We start from the raw sequence: 20,548 nt of genomic DNA, 5'->3' as shown, positions 1-20,548 counted from the left end.
AATTTCATGTCAAATCAACTCCAGTTACAGCGTTTTCAAGAACAACTCGCTGAAAGTATTTCTTCGAATACTTTTCTAAAAGTTTCCCTGGGTAATTATCAGGGAAATGATAAAGAATTAAAAAACGTTTATGTCCGCAAGGTGAAGATCAAAAGAGCAGATATGCTTTCTTTTACCTATCGCAACAAAACCAGAGATATTGTAAAGAACTTTCCTATTCCTGAAGGTATCACTATGGTGGGTCATTTTATCAGTAATGATTTTAAAGCCTGTACTTTGTTCACTACTGATAAGGAAGTGATTTTGGAGCATGCTAAAAATCATGTCATCTCGATACGCGAAAGGATTTTGAACGGTGATGGTAAGACCGCACCTAGTTTGGCACACAATAAGGAAAAGAAACGTTTGATTCAGCCTGCTGGAAAACCTTATTTACAGGAGCTGAAGATTACAGATGCCGAAGGTAATGTTTTCAAAAATGCACAGGATAAATACAAACAGATCAATCAATATGTAGAGATCTTAAGTTCCCTAATTAAGGAATTGCCGGACAATAGCATTAAGAAAGTAGTAGATATGGGGTCTGGAAAAGGATACTTGACTTTTGCTTTATATGATTACCTGCATCAGGTATTGAAACTGGATACAAAAGTAACCGGGGTAGAGTTTCGGGATGATCTGGTGTCGTTATGTAATGGTATTGCCAAGAGTTCGGGTTTCGATGGACTGGATTTTGTACCAGGCACGATTCAGGATTATCAGGTGGAAGCTATTGATTTATTGATCGCCCTGCATGCTTGTGATACGGCAACTGATGATGCAATTTTCAAAGGGATAAAAGCGAATGCCAGTCTAATTGTAGTGGCTCCTTGCTGCCATAAACAAATCAGACGCGAGATGGAAAAGGCTAAGGTGAAGAATGAAGTTTCCGTGCTTACTAGGTATGGTATTTTCATGGAACGTCAGGCAGAGATGGTCACTGATGCCATGCGCGCCTTAATTTTGGAATACTATGGTTATAAGACTAAAGTGTTTGAATTTATCTCAGATGCGCATACACCTAAGAATGTATTGGTGGTAGGTGTGAAGACTGGTAAGCTTTCTGGTAAGGCCCTGGAAGTAAAACAAGCTGAGATTAAACAAAAGTTGGCGGAGACAAAGACTTATTTTGGAATTGGTTACCATCATTTAGAGCGTTTGTTGAAGCTGGATCAATAGAAGGTATCACAATTCTGTCATCCTGTCACATTTTTGTAACAAGATTCGGACAGAAGATTACTTTCTTCCGCTAAAATAACATGATTTTCTGCCAAAACTCAATTGGCACATTGCTTGTTAAACAAGAAATAATAGAAATAAATAATAAGATTCATAAACATAAACAGAGATAAATAGCATGTCAAAAATTATTGGTATAGACTTAGGAACAACAAACTCTTGCGTATCCGTAATGGAAGGTAACGAACCTGTAGTTATAGCCAACAGTGAGGGTAAGCGTACTACGCCATCCATTGTTGCTTTTGCAGAGAATGGTGAGCGCAAGGTAGGTGAGCCGGCAAAACGCCAGGCAATTACAAACCCAACAAAAACAATTTATTCGATCAAACGCTTCATGGGCAGCAGCTTTGCTGAGGTTTCTAAAGAAGTTGGTCGTGTACCTTATAAAGTAGTTAAGGGTGACAATAATACACCACGTGTAGAAATTGACGACCGTAAATACACTCCACAAGAAATTTCTGCAATGATTTTGCAGAAAATGAAAAAAACAGCTGAAGACTTTTTGGGTCATGAGGTAACTGAAGCAGTTATTACTGTTCCTGCTTATTTCAATGATGCTCAACGTCAAGCTACTAAAGAAGCTGGTGAAATCGCTGGTTTAACAGTGAAACGTATCATCAACGAACCAACTGCAGCTGCATTAGCTTACGGTTTGGATAAAGCACAAAGAGACATGAAAATCGTTGTGTTTGACTGTGGTGGTGGTACTCATGACGTTTCAGTATTGGAATTAGGTGATGGTGTATTCGAAGTAAAATCAACTGACGGTGATACTCACTTAGGTGGTGATGACTTTGATCACGTGATCATTGACTGGTTAGCAGCTGAATTCAAAAACGAGTATGGCATGGACTTGAATCAAGATCCAATGGCTTTACAACGTTTGAAAGAAGCAGCTGAGAAAGCTAAAATTGAGCTTTCAAGCACTACTTCTACTGAGATCAACTTGCCTTACATCACTGCTGATGCAACTGGTCCTAAACACTTAGTTAGAAACTTAAGCCGTGCTAAATTTGAGCAATTGGCTGCTGATCTAATCAAACGTACTATTGATCCATGTAAATCAGCATTGAAAAATGCAGGTTTGAAAACTAGCGATATCGATGAGATTATCTTAGTTGGTGGTTCAACTCGTATGCCTGCTATCCAGGAAGCAGTTAAAGCTTTCTTCGGTAAAGAACCTTCGAAGGGTGTTAACCCAGATGAGGTAGTAGCAATTGGTGCTGCAATCCAAGGTGGTGTATTAACAGGTGAAGTTAAAGATGTATTGTTATTAGATGTTACTCCTCTTTCATTAGGTATTGAGACTATGGGTGGTGTAATGACTAAATTAATTGAAGCCAATACAACTATTCCTTCTAAAAAAGCAGAGACTTTCTCTACAGCAGCTGACAACCAGCCTTCAGTAGAGATCCATATCCTACAAGGAGAGCGTCCAATGGCTGCTCAAAACCGTACGATTGGTCGTTTCATCTTAGATGGTATTCCACCAGCTCCACGCGGAGTTCCTCAGGTAGAAGTAGCATTTGATATTGATGCAAATGGTATCTTACACGTAAGTGCGAAAGATAAAGCTACTGGTAAAGAGCAAAAAATCCGCATTGAAGCTTCTTCAGGCTTAACTGACGAAGAAATCAAAAGGATGAAAGAAGAAGCAGAACAAAATGCAGATGCTGATAGAATTGCTAAAGAAGAAGCGGAAAAAATCAACGGTGCTGATGCTTTAATCTTCTCAACTGAGAAACAATTAAAAGAATTCGGTGATAAAATTTCAGCTGATAAAAAAGCGCCAATTGAAGCAGGTTTGCAAAAACTGAAAGATGCGCATGCAGCTAGAAGTTTCGCTGATATCGATGCAGCTCAAGCTGAATTACAGAATGCATGGAATGAAGCTTCTGAAGAGATGTACAAAGCAGGACAAGATGGTGCACAACCAGAAGGTAATGCTGGTGCTCCTCAAGATGCTCAGCCTGCAGGTGGTGACGATGTTACCGATGTAGACTTCGAAGAAGTAAAAGATGATAAAAAATAAGCGAAAGCTCATTTGAAAATAAAAAAGGTGTTCTGTTCATTCAGAGCACCTTTTTTTATGCAGCCATGTTTCTCTTGTTTAAGTCTGTTAGATAAGCTTATCTAGGCTTTAAATTGGCTGATAAACAAGAAAGGGATCCACAATGTGAATCCCTTTCTTGTTTATATTATTCTGTTAGCTTATTTCCAAAGATTTTCTGGGTAAGCACCATCTTTGATCAATTGATCAATGCTGGCTTGAACGATAGGTTTATCTTCTTTATAAGTTACACCGAACCATTGGCTGTCTGTAGGAATTACCTGGAAGTCAGCAATTCTGGATTTTACCAGGTATTCAGCTACCAATGGAATGAAAAACTCTGATTTAGGATTCTCCTTATTCTGTACAGCGAAATCTCTGAATAGTTGTTCTGTGATTTGGAATACAGCAGGTGTAAAGCCCCAGAAGTTCATCGATACGCGTGTATCTGGTGTTAATGGATACTGAGTGTCGCCTTCTTCGAAAACAATCGCGTCACCGTTCTTTAATACCTTTGTGCGTTCTACTACTTCTAGTAGGACACCGTTTTCATCCACCTGACAAACACCTCTGGAAACAGATCCGTATTCAGATAATGTTTTACCGATTTCGTATCCGATCATAGAGTAGTTACTGTCGCTCACTTCTGTAGTTAAGAACTTAACCATTTTCTGGTAAGCATCTAAGCCGTAGAAATCATCCGCATTGATGACGCAGAAAGGTTCGTTGATAGCTGTTCTGCCTGAAAGAATTGCATGTGCAGTTCCCCATGGTTTTGATCTCTCAATATCGATATCTACACCGAATTGTTTAATGTCGAAGTTTTGGAAAACGTAATCGGTCTCGATTTTACCGTTTAACTTTGCTTCGAAAATTTCTTTGAAATCCTTTAGAAACTCTTCTTTAATAATAAATACAACCTTACCGAATCCGGCTTTAATGGCATCATATATAGAATAATCAATAATAGTTTCGTTGTTCGGGCCGAACCCGTCAATTTGTTTCATGCTGCCGTAGCGACTTGCCATCCCAGCTGCTAAGATTAATAAGGTTGGTTTCATGGGACTAAAATAATTAATATGTTTAAATTCAAGGTAAAATAATGGGTGTTTTTTGCAATATAAACAGCAATATCCCGAATAATAGGTAGAAGACTCCGGATTTAAAACCCAAATATTCCTTTTCCGCCAGTATTTCGCGTTTTCTTGCCAGTTAACATTCCGAAGAGCCCCCGTACAATTTCCTTGCCAATCTGACGGGTGATGGTGGCTCCCATCACTTGTTCCATAATGCTCTTTTCTTGCTTTTTACTTTGAATAGCAGTAGGTTCAGTTCCAGTGCTTTCCCCATTGAGTTGATCATTCAGTCGTTTGGTCAGGATTTCATAGGCACTTTCCGGATCAATTGTGGTTCCGTATTTTTTGTTCATCGGACTGGATTGTACTAATTTATCATACTCCAGGGCACTTAAAGGGCCCATTACTGCTTTAGGAGGAGTGAGCATGGTGGCGGTAACTTCTGTAGGAATTCCTTTTTCGTTTAACACCGTGATCAGCGCCTGACCGGTCCCCAGGGAGGTCAATACCTTATCGATTTTGTAAAAGCTCGAAGTTGGGTAGGTGTTGACTGTTTTCTTTAAGGCATCGGCATCATTCGGTGTAAATACTCTTAAAGCATGCTGGATTCGGTTTCCTAATTGGGAAAGTACGCTTTCAGGGATATCTGTGGGCGATTGCGTGCAGAAGAAGACGCCTACTCCTTTAGACCTGATTAGTCTGATGATCGTTTCAATCTGTTCCAGGAATGCTTTTGAGGAGTCTTTAAAAAGCAAGTGCGCCTCATCTATAAAGAACACTAGTTTTGGTTTATCCAGATCTCCTACTTCCGGCAGGTTATAAAAAAGTTCGGCCAGTAAACTGAGTAAAAATGTAGAATATAGCTTCGGCTGATTTTGTACATCTGATATGTTCAAAAGAGAAATTCTCCCTTTTCCATCAGTTCTGAGCATTAAATCTTCAATTTCAAAAGAGGGCTCCCCAAACATCGGACTCAATCCCTGCTGTTCTATCGTAACGATTTTTCTTAGAATAGTTCCTGAAGTGGAAGAAGAAATACTGCCATAATCTGCTTTTATTTCTTCTTTTCCCGGGCCGTCAGAAAGATAGGAAATTAGCTTTTTAAGATCATTAAGATCGATAAGGGGGAGCTTATTATCGTCTGCATATTTAAAAATCACAGATAATACTCCTGTTTGTGTATCGTTGAGGTCTAAGATTTTAGCGAGCAGGGTAGGGCCGAACTCCAGGATGGTTGCCCGCATTTGTGCACCTAATTTCCCGGAAAGCGAATAAGGTTCTATAGGGTAAGCAGTTGGCACGAAAGGTTTATTCAGCATTTTTGCCCTTTCTTCAATTTTAGCATTGCTTTCTCCAGCCTGGTATAAACCCGAAAGGTCGCCTTTAACATCCAGCATAAAGACGGGAACCCCGGCATCTGACAGCTGTTCTGCCAGTAACTGCAGGGTTCTGGTTTTTCCGGTTCCAGTAGCACCTGCCACTAGCCCATGACGATTCATCATGTGTAAATAGAGGTTTACTTCGGCATCTGCCAGGACTTCTCCATCCAATATTCCGCCACCCAGATAAATATAGGCACCTTTAGGTGGATATGCTGCTTTCACTTTTTCTATAAAGCTTTGGGTTTGATCACTCATAAGGAAAATTTATAGGTTTATGAGCTGGATAGGCTCAGATACTTTTCTAAAAATAGGAAATTAAAAGCAAAAGAAAAGGGTATCTGTTTTAGCAGATACCCTCCCTATTGTCGTACATGTTTACGCTGAATTATTTTGTATACCTGAAATCCTGATCTTTCTCGATGTTTAATAAAGAGTGGTAAATCAAGCTGATCACATTGTCTACATCTTCTTTATGGATCATTTCTACCGTAGTGTGCATGTAGCGCAGTGGCAGGGAGATCAAAGCGGAAGGAACGCCGCCATTTGAATAGGCAAATGCATCTGTATCGGTGCCTGTAGACCTCGATGAAGCTTGACGCTGGAATGGGATGTCATTCTTTTCTGCTGTTTTAATCAGTAATTTGTTCAGGTTGGTTTGTACTGCCGGAGCATAAGAAACTACTGGTCCTTTACCACAAGCTAAATCACCCTGTGTAATTTTATTAATCATCGGAGTGCTGGTGTCATGTGTAACGTCTGTAACAATGGCTACATGAGGTTTAATCCGGTGAGCGATCATTTCGGCACCGCGCAAGCCGATCTCCTCCTGTACCGAGTTTACGATGTATAACGCGAAAGGAAGTTTTTGTTTGTTTTCTTTTAACAGACGAGCAACTTCGGCAATCATGAAACCACCAGCCCTGTTGTCTAGTGCCCTTCCAACGTAATAACGGTCGTTCAATACCATAAATTCGTCTTCATAAGTGATCACACAACCTACATGGATACCTAAAGCTTCTACTTCATCTTTAGAAGTACATCCACAGTCCAGGAAGATGTTTTTTAATGCGGGAGCTTCTTCTTTCTCGCCGCTTCTGGTATGAATTGCCGGCCATCCGAATACTGCTTTCACCATTCCGTTATCGGTATGGATGTTCACTCTTTTTGAGGGAGCGATCTGGTGATCAGAACCACCATTGCGAATCACATAGATCAATCCTTCTGCAGTAATGTAATTTACAAACCAGGAAATCTCATCAGCATGTGCTTCAATTACTACTCTATATTCTGCTTTAGGGTTGATTACACCTACTGCTGTTCCGTAATTATCGATGAAACTTTCATCGATATAAGGCTTCAGGTAGTCTAACCATAGCTTCTGACCAGGATATTCAAAGCCAGTTGGCGATGGATTATTGATATATTCTTCAAAAAATTGGAGTGACTTTTTAGTAACTACAGAAACGTGTTTCTGTTTATCGTCTTTCTTTTTTGCCATTTGATGTTTCTTTAAAACGTATAATAAGCTGTATTGTGCTTTACCCGAACAAATATATAAACTAGGGCGTAAGCAACAAGTTAATTGTTGAGTTGTAACTGCATGATGACAAATTCTAATCCCTGTTTGGCGAAGCATTCATCGGTTTCCAAAAAGCCAAATTTAGCGTAAAACGGCGCGGCTGTTATCCTGGCATTACACCAGAGCATCGTCGCTCCCAAAGGGCGCACATAATCGATCAGATGCTGGAGTAAAAAACTACCATAACCTTTCCCCTGATATTCGGGAACAGTGGCAAACTTTCTGAACTGATAAACTGTGCCTTCATTAAAGAGAGAAACCACAGACACGAGCTGATCGCCAGCAAATAAACCGAAATGCAGGCCATCCCGATCATTTTCTAGTTTTATGGTGTCGTAAGGCTGGTCTGGATACATTGCGATATGCCTGATGCGCCAGGTAAGATCCGCTCTGATTTGTTCTATATGCGTATTTTCCATTAGCTTCTGACCTTGTTGGATTTATAGATGCAAATATTGAGCAGGATGATTGCGGTGGTTCCAAAGCAGAACAAAGGCCATTGTCCCTTGTCCCATAGCCATAATCCAATTGCAGAACCTACAGCAGCACCAACAAAACTCACCGACATAAATACGGTATTGAGGCGATTGCGGGCTTCGGGAATTAAGGCATAAATGCGGGTTTGATTGGTCACATGAATCGCCTGCTGGCCGATGTCAATTAAAATAATCCCGGTAATGAATAGGTATAAATGGCTGCCGGTAAAGTAAAAAGCAACAATGCTGATGAGTTGTAAAATCAGGCCTATGAATATGTTTCTGCGTGGATTGTGGCCACTGCTTAGTTTACCTACTAAAGGGGCAGCGAGTGCACCAGCAGCTCCGGCTATGCCGAACAAGCCGATTTGCATGGTTTGAAAATTGAAAGGAGGATTGGCTAAAAACAGTACCATCGTGGTCCAGAATGCACTGAGCACTCCGAAAGCCAGGAAATTGATGATAGAAGCTTCCCTTAAAACGGGCTCTGTTTTCACATAATGCCACATGGAAGCCATCAATTCCCGGTAAGTTCCTTTAAAAGAAGGCAGGCTTAAAGGAAAACGTTTCGCCATCAGCACCATCAATAAGGCACAGATGCCGGCGGCGATAAAATACATAGTTCTCCATCCCCATAAAAAGCCCACACTACCGCTGATGGACCTGGAAGCCAGGATTCCGATGAGCAAGCCACTGGTAATAATGCCAATAGTTTCCCCGCGTTTTTCGTTGGAACTTAAATTGGCTGCCATAGGTAAGATCAATTGGGGAACGACAGAACTTGCACCAATCAGCACACTGGCAATTTGCAGGAGCAAAAAGCTGTGGGACATAGCGGCAAGGAGTAAGGAAGCCACTGCCAGTCCAGTAATGATTAAGATCTGTTTTCGGCGTTCAAACATATCGCCAAGCGGTACCACCAAAAATAAACCCAGGGCATAGCCAGCCTGCGTCAGGTAAGTGATCATACCGGCATGACTTTCCGTTACTTTAAATTCCTGCGCCACCAGGATCACTAATGGCTGACAATAATAGATGTTAGCGACAATCAGGCCGGTACAAAAAGCCATGAGCATCACATCTGTACGACTCAATTTCATTTATAGGGGGATATTTCCGTGTTTTCTACGTGGAGCATTGACCACTTTATTTTCTAACATTTTAAATGCTTTGATGAGCTTTATTCTGGTTTGCGCGGGCTCGATCACTTCATCTACAAAGCCACGTTCTGCAGCGCGGTAAGGATTGGCAAAAGTATCAGAATAAAGCTTCTCTTTTTCCAGCCATTTTTCTTCCGGGTTTTCTGCAGTAGAGATTTCTCTCTTGAAAATGATCTCTGCAGCTCCTTTAGCACCCATTACGGCGATTTCGGCCGTTGGCCAGGCATAGTTCATATCTGCACCAATATGTTTGGAGTTCATCACATCATAGGCACCACCATAAGCTTTTCTGGTGATCACTGTAATGCGGGGAACTGTGGCCTCACTAAAGGCATATAATAATTTTGCACCGTTATTGATGATGCCATTCCATTCCTGATCGGTGCCTGGAAGGAAGCCTGGAACATCTTCAAATACCAATAATGGAATATTGAAGCAGTCGCAAAAGCGAACAAAACGGGCTGCTTTCGTGGAAGCATGGTTATCTAATACACCGGCGAGATAAGCTGGTTGATTGGCTACAATACCGATGCTTCTTCCTGCCAGACGTGCAAAACCTACCACTATATTTTCTGCATATTCTCTATGTACTTCTAAAAAGCTATCTGCATCTGCCACTTCATCAATCACAGTTCTGACATCGTAGGGCTGGTTTGCATTGACAGGCATCAGGCTATTTAAAGAAATACGTTCTTCATTCGTCGCTTCATAAGGAAGGGTGGCAGGTGTTTCTTCACAATTCTGAGGCATATAACTCAGCAATCTTTTCACATGGTTGATGGCATCCAGTTCATTTGAACAGGCAAAATGAGTGACACCTGATTTAGTGGCATGGGTAGATGCGCCGCCTAATTCTTCGGAAGTAACTACCTCATGTGTTACCGTTTTCACTACGTTAGGGCCGGTTACAAACATGTAAGAAGTGTTTTCTACCATTAAAATAAAGTCGGTGATGGCAGGAGAGTAGACTGCTCCACCAGCACATGGGCCCATAATTGCCGATAATTGTGGGATCACTCCCGATGCCTGTACATTCCTGTAAAAGATATCGGCATAACCACCCAGGGAAACCACACCTTCCTGAATACGTGCACCACCGCTATCGTTTAAACCGATAACCGGAGCACCATTTTTCATGGCCATGTCCATAATCTTACAGATTTTTTCGGCATGAGTCTCGGAAAGTGAACCGCCAAAAACGGTGAAATCCTGTGAAAATACATAGACCAATCGGCCGTTGATATTTCCATATCCTGTCACCACACCATCGCCAAGATATATTTCCTTTTCCATACCAAAATCGGTACTTCTATGGGTGACCATCATGCCGATTTCTTCAAAAGAGTTTTCGTCCATTAGGAAATGAATTCTTTCTCTTGCGGTCAGTTTCCCTTTTTTATGCTGGCTTTCAATTCTTGCTGCTCCACCGCCGGTATGGGCTTGTTTAACTTTATCCTGAAGTAACTCAATTTTGGTTTTCATTAGAATATTTTTTGGTTTTTCTTATGGTTGATATCTTTTTGGTTTGTCCCTAAACCACAATCTCAGTTAAATGGAGATTTTAAGGCCATCATTTAACTGAGATTATGGATCTGCTATGATGATTTCGTAAAATAGCAATATTTATTAAATAGCTGGTCATTACCAGCGGTACTGTAGTCTGGCAGTAAATACATCATCTTTAAGGTCTTTGGTGTATTGAGGCAGCTGTGTATCGTCGTTTACCACATGCTCATTATATAATGTTAGTTTTAAGCGGCCGTTCATCATATAAGTAAGGCCATAACCCAGTGTACTGAACTTAATATCTCCGGCAGTGGTATTGCTGTTTGGCGCACCGATTTCCTTTTCTGATACATGAATATTAGGGTCGTAAACATCATAGCCAAGTAAGGCGTTAAATTTAGATTTGCCAATTCGCTGAGTTAACCAGAAATAATATCCGTTAAATTCACGCAGGTAAAGGTCTGTTTTTGGCTGAGCGGAGAAACTGGTGCTGGCCAAAGGGCCGGTAATGTCGGCGGCAGCCGCTACTCCAGGTTGTTTTCCGGCTACATACTCTGCTTTAAATGAAGTGGTACCGAAAGAATTGTCATAGGCTACCTGTAAGTTTGCGCCATAATAATCACGGTTGGCATAAGAATTTACATGACTTGGGTTGGTGTCTTTCACATAAGTACTGCCATTTCTGACAAAAAACGTCTCTGTGTCACTCCTTACATAGCCTTTATAGTAAGAAGCTCCGAAACCGAGCTTTAACTTTTTATTGGCAAGGCTATCAAAAGTAAAATCTATGTTTGCCACAATATCCTTTTTTGAGTCATAATCTCTGGCGGTTAATCCACTTCCATTGATCACTGCAAGATCAGCAGACAGAAAGCTTAAAGGTTTGTAGTCAGGCTTGAAACTGATCATGGCACCAAGGTCACGTTCTCTGGGCATCAGTGTCTGAAACACCCTTGCACGTTCCGGGAAATCTCTGTATCCTGATGAATATACGATAGAATAGCCAAAGGGACGGTTGAATAAACCTGCCGTAAAAAGAAACTGTTTGGTCTCTTCCTGGTGAAACTGAATAAAGGCATCCATCAGCTGCACACCATTTTGAGTGGCATCAATCTGAAAAACGATGCTGGAATATTTATCGGCACGGTCGATCTTTAACCTGCCCCTTCTGATCATGAAACGAGAATCTGAATTCTTGGAAAAGTCTCCTCCGGAAAAGGAATTTATTCCAGAAGATTGTGCTTTTTGGAATTGTGTTTGTAAATACCCGGTGATGTTTATTTCATGCGGGGCGTAAGAGGAAGGGGCGTTATTGCTTTGTGCAAGTACAGAGAAAGGCACTAGCATGACAATGAATAGTAATAATTTTCTCATGAATAAGATAAACGTATTTTGAGCTGCCTAAATTACGCTTAATGCTTCATTTATCTATAGAAAAGGTCCCTTTTAAAATTTAATCTCCTGTTTTTGAGTGAAATATGCAGGAAATTACATTTTTTTTACATGACAATTTGCTAGTTCGGCTTTTTTGGAGCTATTTTTGAACAGTTAAGCATGAACTAAATAATCAAAATGTCATTACGGAAATACCGTCTTTTAATCATTATTACCTTTCTAGGCATCTTTTGCGTAAAGATGATGATTTCTGGGGCGCCCGTATTTTTCAACGATATTCAAAAGGAAAGCATTCAACTGGTGATCATGCAGATCGAAGTTGAGCATAGTGCCGACGGTGAGAGCGGTAAAGCTAAAGTGAACCTGATGGATTATAAAATGATCGATAACCATTATACAATGGACTTCAATGCCGTTCTTAGCCATTTCGGTATCAGCAACAGCTACATCGATCATTTTAAACGACATGTGGATCCTTTCCATCCCTCTGTACCGACCCCTCCTCCTAACTTGGCCTAATTTACTCGTATAACTAACCTGTTATCAGGATAGCTGTGCAATTTTTTAAATTAGTTTACAAGAATTAAAACTTTGTTTTATGCAAAATAGTAACTCGATCTTTTCAAGATTGGAAGTGAAGAAGTATATATTAAAAAAGAACTTAAAGCGTGACTTGCCAGCTAGTATTGTGGTGTTTTTGGTGGCCTTGCCTTTATGTTTGGGTGTGGCCCTGGCCTCAGGAGCACCATTATTCGCCGGTTTAATTACTGGTGTTGTGGGAGGTATTATAGTTGCAAGTCTTAGTGGTTCTCAATTGAGCGTAAGTGGTCCTGCTGCAGGGCTTACGGCAATCGTGCTTGGCGCGATTGGTCAACTGGGGGGGTATCAAACATTTTTACTGGCAGTTGTATTGGCAGGGGCGATGCAGATCGTATTAGGCTTGCTGAAAGGCGGGATGATCGGTAATTATTTCCCGTCCAGCGTTATTGAAGGAATGCTGGCAGCGATTGGGGTTACCTTAATCCTGAAACAGCTTCCTCATGCTTTAGGCGTAGATTCTGATTTCTTTGGTGATGAAAGCTTTTTTCAGGGAGACAACCAAAACACATTTTCCGCTTTAGGAAATGCGTTTAGTCATTTTACATTGGCTGCGATTATCATCAGTGGATTGTCTATTGCCGTATTAATATACTGGCCGAAGCTGAAAAAAGTAAATGTAATTCCTGCACCATTGGTCGTGGTTGCTTTAGGAATTATATTAAGTATCGCTTTCCAGGGAACAGGCTACGCCTTGAATACCTCGCAAATGGTAGAAATTCCAGTGGTGAACGGATGGTCAGATCTGACTTCCTTATTTACCTTGCCTAATTTCTCAGCCATTACCGATAGTAAAGTATGGGTGGTTGCCGCAACAATTGCTGTAGTAGCCAGTTTAGAAACGTTATTAAGTATTGAAGCGGTTGATAAAATCGACCCGATCAAAAGAACAACTCCAACAAATAGAGAGTTATTAGCTCAGGGTGTAGGTAATATGACCAGTGGTATGCTGGGTGGTTTACCGCTAACTTCCGTAATTGTAAGGAGTTCCGCAAACGTAAATGCTGGAGGAAGAACTAAAATGTCTGCGATTTTTCACGGAGGATGGTTACTTTTGTCTTTCTTATTTATCCCGGGTGTGATCAATATGATTCCACTGGCCTGTTTGGCAGCAATTCTATTGGTAACCGGTTATAAGTTAACACGTATTGCCTTATTCCAACATATGTACCATAAAGGCTGGGACCAGTTTGTACCGTTTGTAATCACGATTATTGCCGTGTTATTGACCGACCTGCTAAAAGGTGTGGCTGTAGGGATGTTATTCTCCATCTTCTACCTGTTGCGTACGAACATGCGTAATCCTTTTTTCTACAAAATTCAGGAAGAAGGAAATAAGAAAAATCTCCGCATTAAATTAGCCGAAGAGGTTTCATTTTTAAATAAAGCAGCCATTCAGGTGATGCTGAACAATATCCCAAAAGAAACAAATGTCACTATCGATGGAACAAATTCCCGATATATTGATCCAGATGTGTTGGAAACAATTTTCAACTTTAAGCACAACGCTTATACGAAAGGAACAATAGTGATATTAGAGAACATTAAGAAACAATATACTGTGCCAAAATTGGACAGTAAAATCATAGAAAAAATTAATAATTAAATTATTATGTGCGCAAAATTAGAAAAACAAGATACAGACCAAATTACATACGAAGGATTATTACAAGGAAATAAGGACTGGGTAGCTGCCACTTTAGCAGAAGATCCTAAGTACTTCGAGCGTTTATCTGCCGGACAAAAACCACCGATCCTTTGGATTGGCTGTTCTGATAGTCGTGTTCCTGCAAACCAGATCACGAATACCAATCCTGGAGATATCTTTGTTCACCGTAACATTGCCAATGTGGTAGTTCATACCGATATGAACATGTTGAGTGTATTGGATTATGCGGTCAACGTATTAGAAGTAGAACACGTAATTGTATGTGGTCACTATGGCTGTGGTGGGGTAGAAGCCGCCATGGGTAATAAACAATATGGTATTATCGATAACTGGTTGAGAAATATTAAAGATACTTACAGATTGCATTACCATGAATTGGACATGATCACTGATAAAAAGAAAAGAAGTGAAAGATTAGTGGAGCTGAATGTAATTGAAGGTGTATTTAATCTGACTAAAACCTCTATCGTTCAGAACAGATGGGCTAATGGTAAGAAATTAAGCTTGCATGGTTGGGCTTATAGCCTTGAAAATGGCTTCATTTCAGATCTGGGAGTTACTTGTGAAAACAATAGTACTTTGAATTCTGTCTTTAGAATGGATGGAATTGAAAAATTAAAATAGGTAATGGAAGCGCTGCGATCAGTGGCGCTATTTCATAAAAAAACGGAGGTCCTGAATGGATCCTCCGTTTTTTTATATAGAAAATGATGGATCAAAAGATCCAATCAAAGACACTAATCGTTAGACAAGAATGGATAACGGAAATCTTTAGGCGGATCAAAAGTTTCTTTGATCGTACGTGGAGAAACCCAACGTAAAAGATTGATCATTGAACCCGCTTTATCGTTTGTACCGGAACCTCTGGCACCACCAAATGGCTGCTGTCCAACAACGGCACCTGTACATTTATCATTGATGTAGAAGTTACCTGCTGCATTTCTCAAACGATGCGTTGCTTTTTCAATCGCATAGCGATCCTGAGCAATCACAGCACCTGTTAAGGCGTAGATGGAAGTGCTGTCAACGATGTCTAAAATCTCATCGAATTTATCATCATCATATACAAATAAAGTCAATACCGGGCCGAATAATTCTTCACTCATGGTAACATACTTAGGATCTTGAACCACCAATACTGTTGGTTCAATAAAGTATCCTTTAGATTTGTCGTAGTTACCACCAGCAATAATTTCTACACTGCTGTCTTTTTTAGCTTCGTCAATGTATTTCGCTAATTTGTCGAAAGAATTTCCGTCAATTACTGCATTGATAAAGTTGCCGAAATCCTCAGTTCCACCCATTTTGAACTCAGCAAGATCGCGAAGCATGTATTCTTTTACTTTAGGCCAGATGCTCTTTGCTACGTAAACACGTGAAGCAGCAGAACATTTTTGTCCCTGGTATTCGAATGCGCCACGGATGATCGCTGTGCTGGAAGATTCTGCCTCTGCCGAACCATGAACAAGGATAAAATCTTTGCCACCTGTTTCCCCAACAATACGTGGGTAAGTTTTGAATTTATGAATGTTATTTCCGATCGTTTTCCAAATGTCCTGGAATACGCCTGTAGATCCTGTAAAGTGGATACCTGCGAAATCAGGGTGGTTAAAGATCACTTCACCTGCTTCCGGTCCGGAAACATATACCAGGTTGATTACGCCATCAGGCAAACCTGCTTCTTTGAAAATCTGCATCAATACATTTGCAGAATAAATCTGAGTATTTGCAGGTTTCCAAACGATTACGTTCCCCATCATTGCTGCTGAAGTAGGTAAGTTACCAGCAATCGCAGTGAAGTTAAATGGTGTCAAAGCGAATACAAAACCTTCTAACGGGCGTTGTTCCACTCTGTTCCATGATCCTTTTGGAGAAACCGGAGGTTGTTGTTTATAGATTTCCGACATATAACTTACGTTAAAACGAAGGAAGTCGATCAGCTCACAAGCGGCATCAATCTCTGCCTGGTAAGCATTTTTTGATTGACCCAGCATGGTGGCTGCGTTTAATTTATAGCGGTATGGACCAGCAATAAGATCAGCTGCTTTCAGGAAGATCGCTGCACGATGTTCCCATGCTAAATTTTCCCATTTTGATTTAGCTGCAAGGGCAGCATCAATCGCCTGACTTACATGTTCCTTTGTTCCTTTGCTGTACTCAGCAAGAATATGCTGATGATCGTGTGGAGGAGTCGCAGTTCCTTTATGGTCAGTATGGACTTCCTTTCCGTTAATGTACATCGGGATGTCAATTTTTTTAGAGCGGGCTTCGGCAATTGCGGCCTTCAAAAGTTCACGTTCTTTACTTCCCGGGGCGTAACCTAAAATAGGCTCGTTAACCGGAGTTGGTACGTTAAAAAATCCTTTAAGCATGATATAAAATATTGTTTGTACAAAGATAGCCTTTTATTTTGTTGCCCGGTAACGCTCAATATGTATAAACTTCATGCAATACGCGCTATAATTCTTATTTTTGAAGCGCAGCATGATAAAATACTTACGCTACCTGTTATTTCCTTTTTCCATCCTATATGGCATCGTAGTTTTTGTGAGAAACAAGCTCTATGATATCGGTGTGTTTAAAGCTACTGGCTTTGATATTCCGGTGATTTGCGTGGGAAACCTGGTGGTTGGCGGATCCGGTAAAAGCCCGGTCACAGAATACCTGGTGCGCCTTTTTCCAAACCGTAAAATTGCCATTTTAAGCAGGGGATATGGCCGTAAAACCAAAGGTTTTATCCTCGCGGATGATCAGGCAACAGCCGAAACGATAGGTGACGAGCCCATGCAGTTTTATCGAAAATTTCCGCAGGTGACAGTGGCCGTTTGTGAAGATCGGGTGCTTGGCGCAGGGCGATTACAACAACATCATGACCTGATTATTCTGGACGATGCCTATCAGCACCGTGCCATTTCTGCCGGCTTTAACATCCTGCTATTTGAATTTGAAAAGCTGCTGAAACCACAGTTTCTGCTGCCTACCGGAAACCTGAGGGAAAGTTTTTCCGGTTATAAAAGAGCACAATCCATCCTGATCACCAAATCTCCGGACAATATAAAGCCTGATGAGACCTCAAAATGCTTGGATAAATTTGAAGATCACTGGCAAAAGGAAGCTGTTTTTTCGTCTTTAATTTACCAGGATCTGGTACCGTTAATCTCAGGTGAAAATCAGATCTGTAAATCAATAACTCAGGAAACTACCGTGTTTTTGCTGACTGGAATCGCCAATCCAAAGCCATTACTGCAGTATTTAGGGAAGTATACCGCCAAGATCAGGCACCACGATTATCCGGACCATTATCGCTTTACCGAGGGAAATATCAATGACCTGGTTGCTGCCTTTAATAGTGAACCCGCAACGGAAAAAATCATCATCACAACAGAAAAGGATGCGCAGCGTTTATTAGGTGGTACTTTAAAAGAATTACTGCTAAATTTACCAATCTTTTATTTGCCTGTCAAAATCGGGCTAAGCGCAAAAGATAAAATTATATTTGATCAAAAAATTATAGCTTATGTTTCAAGTCATACACGAAACCGTTGAATATCTAAAACGTAAAACGAATGATTTCCAACCAGAAATTGGCATCGTTTTAGGAACTGGTCTGGGTGGATTGGTAGGCGAAATAGAAGTCGCACATCAATTGATGTATTCCAATATCCCTAATTTCCCGATCTCTACGCTGGAATTTCATTCCGGTAAATTGATATTCGGTACATTAAACGGGAAAAGAGTTGTGGCCATGCAAGGTAGACTCCATTATTATGAAGGCTATAGCATGCAGCAGATTACTTTTCCAATCCGTGTGATGAAAGCCTTAGGAATTGCACATCTTTTTGTGTCTAACGCTGCAGGATCCTTAAATCCTGACTATAAAAAAGGCGATCTGATGATCATCAATGACCATATCAATCTGCAGCCAGAAAGCCCGCTTCGTGGAAGAAACGACAGTGATATGGGACCCCGTTTCCCGGATATGAGTCAGCCATACGAAAGGTCATTAATTAAATCAGCGCTGCAAATCGCAAAAGACAATGATATTGTTTGCCATCAGGGCGTGTATGTTTCAGTAACCGGACCAAATTTGGAAACCAAAGCAGAATATAAATATTTACGTATTATCGGTGGTGATGCTGTAGGCATGAGTACTGTTCCAGAGGTGATCGTGGCCAGACACATGAGCATCCCGGTATTTGCGATTTCTGTGTTAACTGATGAAGGTTTTCCAGAAGAACTACAACCAGTAAGTTTGGAAGAAATCATTGAAACTGCAAGAGTTGCAGAACCAAGAATGACAAAAATACTGAGCCAATTAATCTCTACCTTATAATGTATAAAAGCATTGCTTTATTTGTTTTTTGCTTTTTCCTGTTAGGGACTGGGGCTTTATTTGCTCAGGATTTAAAAACGACGGTCAACGACAATAAATTACTGGATTCCTTGAGAAAGAAAGAAGAATCAGGAACAGACTCGGTGATTTTTACTTCCCGCTTTATCAGGTATACGACCTTGAAGCTGACGAAAGACAGCATTCAAACTTTGCCATTGGATACCACGCTTGCAGGATTTCAGAATTTCAGTATGATTGCACAGCCTCGAAGACCAACCGTCGGTACGGGAAATCTTGGTCTGGCAGCCATGCCGATGTTGTTTGAACCTTCAAAAACCATTGGTTTTGATGCAGGCTTTCACTCCCTGGATTTTTATGCCATCGGTCAGGATGATATCAAATATTATCAAGCCAGAACGCCGTATACCAATTTATACTTTATTTCTGCCGGCGAAACAGAAGCCATTTTCAAAGTTACCCATTCCCAGAATATCAAAAAAAACTGGAATATCGGAGCGAATTACAATAGGATTGGTGCCAATGGTTATTACCCTCGACAAAGAGGTGACCACTTAAACGCAGATCTTTTTACCTGGTATCAAAGTCCGAATAAACGATATAACTTATGGATTGCGGCGATATTTAATACCCTGAAAGCACGCGAAAATGGTTCCATTGTCAATAACAATATTTATGGGAGCAACAATAAATCCTTTGGTTTAGACCACCTTTCTGAACCAGTTAGACTTGTCGATGCAGGTCATATTTACCGCTCTAATTCCTTCATGATCAAGCAAACTTATTTTGTAGGAAGGATAGACAGTCTGGCACAGGAGATCTCAGATAAGATCTTACCCACCAATAAGATAGCTTATACTTTTAAGTACAATCAGAATTCTTACACTTTTCATAAAAGCTCTTTAGATGATCATACCGCCATCCCTACCGGGATAGCAGATCTTTCGGTTACTTATGATAGTACGCGCTATATGAATGTACAGAATGAATTTATGTACAGTTTTTTCCTTCGTGGAAAAGGTAATTCTATTATCAAAAATGAGCTGAAAGTAGACGCGGGGATCAGACATGATTTCTATAAGTACTATCAAGGCGTATTTTATCCAGATAAAATTTCTACCTATTACAATTACAACTCTACTTTTCAGAACATCACACTTTTAGGTTCCGCAGGTTATAGATTCAGTAACCGTATTGACCTGAATGTAGATTTGCAGCAAATATTTCAGGGAAGAAACAGCGGTGATTTTCTATATGAAGCGAAAAGTAATGTCCTGTTGAGCAAGTCGGTAGGGCGTATCGTATTGGGAGGATATTTTCAGAATAAGTCACCAGAAGAAGTCTATATCAGATATTTTGGTAACCATTACAACTGGAAAGAAGATTTCAACCGTACAAAAACCATTAATCTGTCTTTTAAATACCTGAACGACCGACTGAATTTTGAAGCCAGTGCAGAATATTTTAGGATCAGCGATTACCTGTATTTCACCAATCCTCCTCCAAAAGATGGTGAGGCATTAGATAGTGTCTTTTTTGCAAAGAATGCAAATAATATCATACCTGCGCAGCTCAACAGCATTAACCTGTTGAAAATTACCCTGGGTAAAAAACTGAAATTCGGTAAATTCAACCTGGATAGTTACCTGGTTTATCAAAAAACTGACAATCCTAATATCTTGAGAACTCCGGAACTGTATGCTTTTGCCAGCTTCTTCCTGGACCATACCTTCTTTAAAGCATTAAAAACGAATGTAGGATTTGATATCCGTTACAATACACCTTATAAAAACTATTCTTATTCTGCACCAGCAGGCCAGTTTTACGTAGGACAAGCCACTACATTTGATTCCACACCAATTCTGGATGTCTGGGTAAAGGCGAGTTTGAGAAAGGCCAATATCTTTGTGAAAACAGATTATGCCAATCAGGGATTAATATCTAAAGGATATTATTCCGTGAACCGTTATCCAATGATGGACAGAGTCCTGATTAAATTTGGGGTAAGCTGGAGCTTCTACGATTAAGC

16 protein-coding genes are annotated in these 20,548 nt (G+C 40.5%); 8 read left to right on the top strand and 8 right to left on the bottom strand.

Annotation, left to right across the window (positions count from 1 at the left end):
• The first annotated feature begins 6 nt into the window (after positions 1–6).
• Both AQ505_RS23490 and dnaK read left to right on the top strand, forming a co-directional pair.
• Positions 7–1,218, top strand: a complete 1,212-nt coding sequence (locus tag AQ505_RS23490; protein WP_062550416.1) for a class I SAM-dependent methyltransferase — start codon at positions 7–9, stop codon at positions 1,216–1,218.
• A 178-nt stretch (positions 1,219–1,396) separates the two neighbouring features.
• Complete coding sequence (gene dnaK, locus AQ505_RS23485) at positions 1,397–3,310, top strand: molecular chaperone DnaK (protein WP_062550415.1); 1,914 nt, start codon at positions 1,397–1,399, stop codon at positions 3,308–3,310.
• A gap of 179 nt (positions 3,311–3,489) precedes the next feature.
• On the opposite strand, the gene AQ505_RS23480 is transcribed toward dnaK, so the two are convergent.
• The 7 genes from AQ505_RS23480 to AQ505_RS23450 form a co-directional block, all read right to left on the bottom strand.
• Positions 3,490–4,389, bottom strand: a complete 900-nt coding sequence (locus AQ505_RS23480; protein ID WP_062550414.1) for a nucleotidyltransferase family protein — start codon at positions 4,387–4,389, stop codon at positions 3,490–3,492.
• Between the two features lie 101 nt (positions 4,390–4,490).
• Positions 4,491–6,041, bottom strand: coding sequence for a helicase HerA-like domain-containing protein (locus AQ505_RS23475; RefSeq protein ID WP_062550413.1), 1,551 nt, complete (start codon positions 6,039–6,041; stop codon positions 4,491–4,493).
• A gap of 130 nt (positions 6,042–6,171) precedes the next feature.
• Positions 6,172–7,284, bottom strand: a complete 1,113-nt coding sequence (locus tag AQ505_RS23470; protein ID WP_062550412.1) for a M42 family metallopeptidase — start codon at positions 7,282–7,284, stop codon at positions 6,172–6,174.
• A gap of 80 nt (positions 7,285–7,364) precedes the next feature.
• Complete coding sequence (locus AQ505_RS23465) at positions 7,365–7,784, bottom strand: GNAT family N-acetyltransferase (RefSeq protein ID WP_062550411.1); 420 nt, start codon at positions 7,782–7,784, stop codon at positions 7,365–7,367.
• The gene (locus tag AQ505_RS23460; protein ID WP_062550410.1) at positions 7,784–8,941 is read right to left on the bottom strand and encodes an MFS transporter; all 1,158 of its coding nucleotides are present in this window, start codon (positions 8,939–8,941) and stop codon (positions 7,784–7,786) included. Before AQ505_RS23460 ends, AQ505_RS23465 begins: the two co-directional genes overlap by 1 nt.
• A complete protein-coding gene (locus tag AQ505_RS23455) occupies positions 8,942–10,483 on the bottom strand; it encodes an acyl-CoA carboxylase subunit beta (protein WP_062550409.1) in 1,542 nt (513 codons plus the stop codon).
• A 159-nt stretch (positions 10,484–10,642) separates the two neighbouring features.
• On the bottom strand, positions 10,643–11,881 hold the full coding sequence (locus AQ505_RS23450; protein WP_062550408.1) for a porin: 1,239 nt from the start codon (positions 11,879–11,881) through the stop codon (positions 10,643–10,645).
• A gap of 198 nt (positions 11,882–12,079) precedes the next feature.
• On the opposite strand from AQ505_RS23450, the gene AQ505_RS23445 reads away from it, so the two are divergent.
• The 3 genes from AQ505_RS23445 to can all read left to right on the top strand — a co-directional run bounded on the left by AQ505_RS23445 (position 12,080) and on the right by can (position 14,792).
• Entirely contained in the window at positions 12,080–12,421 is a 342-nt protein-coding gene (locus AQ505_RS23445; RefSeq protein ID WP_062550407.1) for a hypothetical protein, read from the top strand.
• Positions 12,422–12,500: 79 nt separating this feature from the next.
• On the top strand, positions 12,501–14,105 hold the full coding sequence (locus tag AQ505_RS23440) for a SulP family inorganic anion transporter (RefSeq protein ID WP_062550406.1): 1,605 nt from the start codon (positions 12,501–12,503) through the stop codon (positions 14,103–14,105).
• Between the two features lie 6 nt (positions 14,106–14,111).
• Positions 14,112–14,792, top strand: coding sequence for a carbonate dehydratase (gene can, locus AQ505_RS23435; protein ID WP_062550405.1), 681 nt, complete (start codon positions 14,112–14,114; stop codon positions 14,790–14,792).
• A 113-nt stretch (positions 14,793–14,905) separates the two neighbouring features.
• Here the strand turns inward: can and pruA are convergent, their stop codons facing one another.
• Complete coding sequence (gene pruA / locus AQ505_RS23430; protein ID WP_062550404.1) at positions 14,906–16,540, bottom strand: L-glutamate gamma-semialdehyde dehydrogenase; 1,635 nt, start codon at positions 16,538–16,540, stop codon at positions 14,906–14,908.
• A gap of 112 nt (positions 16,541–16,652) precedes the next feature.
• Here pruA and lpxK point away from each other — a divergent pair, with 112 nt between their 5' ends.
• Genes lpxK through AQ505_RS23415 form a run of 3 tightly spaced genes read left to right on the top strand, consistent with a single transcriptional unit; the run spans position 16,653 to position 20,546 of the window.
• Positions 16,653–17,714, top strand: a complete 1,062-nt coding sequence (gene lpxK, locus AQ505_RS23425; protein WP_062550403.1) for a tetraacyldisaccharide 4'-kinase — start codon at positions 16,653–16,655, stop codon at positions 17,712–17,714.
• Complete coding sequence (locus AQ505_RS23420) at positions 17,686–18,501, top strand: purine-nucleoside phosphorylase (protein WP_062550402.1); 816 nt, start codon at positions 17,686–17,688, stop codon at positions 18,499–18,501. Before lpxK ends, AQ505_RS23420 begins: the two co-directional genes overlap by 29 nt.
• Positions 18,501–20,546: a putative porin gene (locus AQ505_RS23415; protein ID WP_062550401.1), complete on the top strand. Its 2,046-nt coding sequence runs from the start codon at positions 18,501–18,503 to the stop codon at positions 20,544–20,546. The genes AQ505_RS23420 and AQ505_RS23415 overlap by 1 nt, the downstream gene beginning before the upstream one ends.
• Positions 20,547–20,548: the final 2 nt, after the last annotated feature.

Origin of the sequence: Pedobacter sp. PACM 27299 (assembly GCF_001412655.1) — a bacterium.
Classification (GTDB): domain Bacteria; phylum Bacteroidota; class Bacteroidia; order Sphingobacteriales; family Sphingobacteriaceae; genus Pedobacter.
This window is presented reverse-complemented; position numbering and strand designations above follow the sequence as displayed.

Coding starts and splice junctions, on each gene's coding strand:
- AQ505_RS23490 (WP_062550416.1), top strand. CDS start 7: ATGTCAAATCAACTCCAGTTACAGCGTTTTCAAGAACAACTCGCTGAA.
- dnaK (WP_062550415.1), top strand. CDS start 1,397: ATGTCAAAAATTATTGGTATAGACTTAGGAACAACAAACTCTTGCGTA.
- AQ505_RS23480 (WP_062550414.1), bottom strand. CDS start 4,389: ATGAAACCAACCTTATTAATCTTAGCAGCTGGGATGGCAAGTCGCTAC.
- AQ505_RS23475 (WP_062550413.1), bottom strand. CDS start 6,041: ATGAGTGATCAAACCCAAAGCTTTATAGAAAAAGTGAAAGCAGCATAT.
- AQ505_RS23470 (WP_062550412.1), bottom strand. CDS start 7,284: ATGGCAAAAAAGAAAGACGATAAACAGAAACACGTTTCTGTAGTTACT.
- AQ505_RS23465 (WP_062550411.1), bottom strand. CDS start 7,784: ATGGAAAATACGCATATAGAACAAATCAGAGCGGATCTTACCTGGCGC.
- AQ505_RS23460 (WP_062550410.1), bottom strand. CDS start 8,941: ATGAAATTGAGTCGTACAGATGTGATGCTCATGGCTTTTTGTACCGGC.
- AQ505_RS23455 (WP_062550409.1), bottom strand. CDS start 10,483: ATGAAAACCAAAATTGAGTTACTTCAGGATAAAGTTAAACAAGCCCAT.
- AQ505_RS23450 (WP_062550408.1), bottom strand. CDS start 11,881: ATGAGAAAATTATTACTATTCATTGTCATGCTAGTGCCTTTCTCTGTA.
- AQ505_RS23445 (WP_062550407.1), top strand. CDS start 12,080: ATGTCATTACGGAAATACCGTCTTTTAATCATTATTACCTTTCTAGGC.
- AQ505_RS23440 (WP_062550406.1), top strand. CDS start 12,501: ATGCAAAATAGTAACTCGATCTTTTCAAGATTGGAAGTGAAGAAGTAT.
- can (WP_062550405.1), top strand. CDS start 14,112: ATGTGCGCAAAATTAGAAAAACAAGATACAGACCAAATTACATACGAA.
- pruA (WP_062550404.1), bottom strand. CDS start 16,540: ATGCTTAAAGGATTTTTTAACGTACCAACTCCGGTTAACGAGCCTATT.
- lpxK (WP_062550403.1), top strand. CDS start 16,653: ATGATAAAATACTTACGCTACCTGTTATTTCCTTTTTCCATCCTATAT.
- AQ505_RS23420 (WP_062550402.1), top strand. CDS start 17,686: ATGTTTCAAGTCATACACGAAACCGTTGAATATCTAAAACGTAAAACG.
- AQ505_RS23415 (WP_062550401.1), top strand. CDS start 18,501: ATGTATAAAAGCATTGCTTTATTTGTTTTTTGCTTTTTCCTGTTAGGG.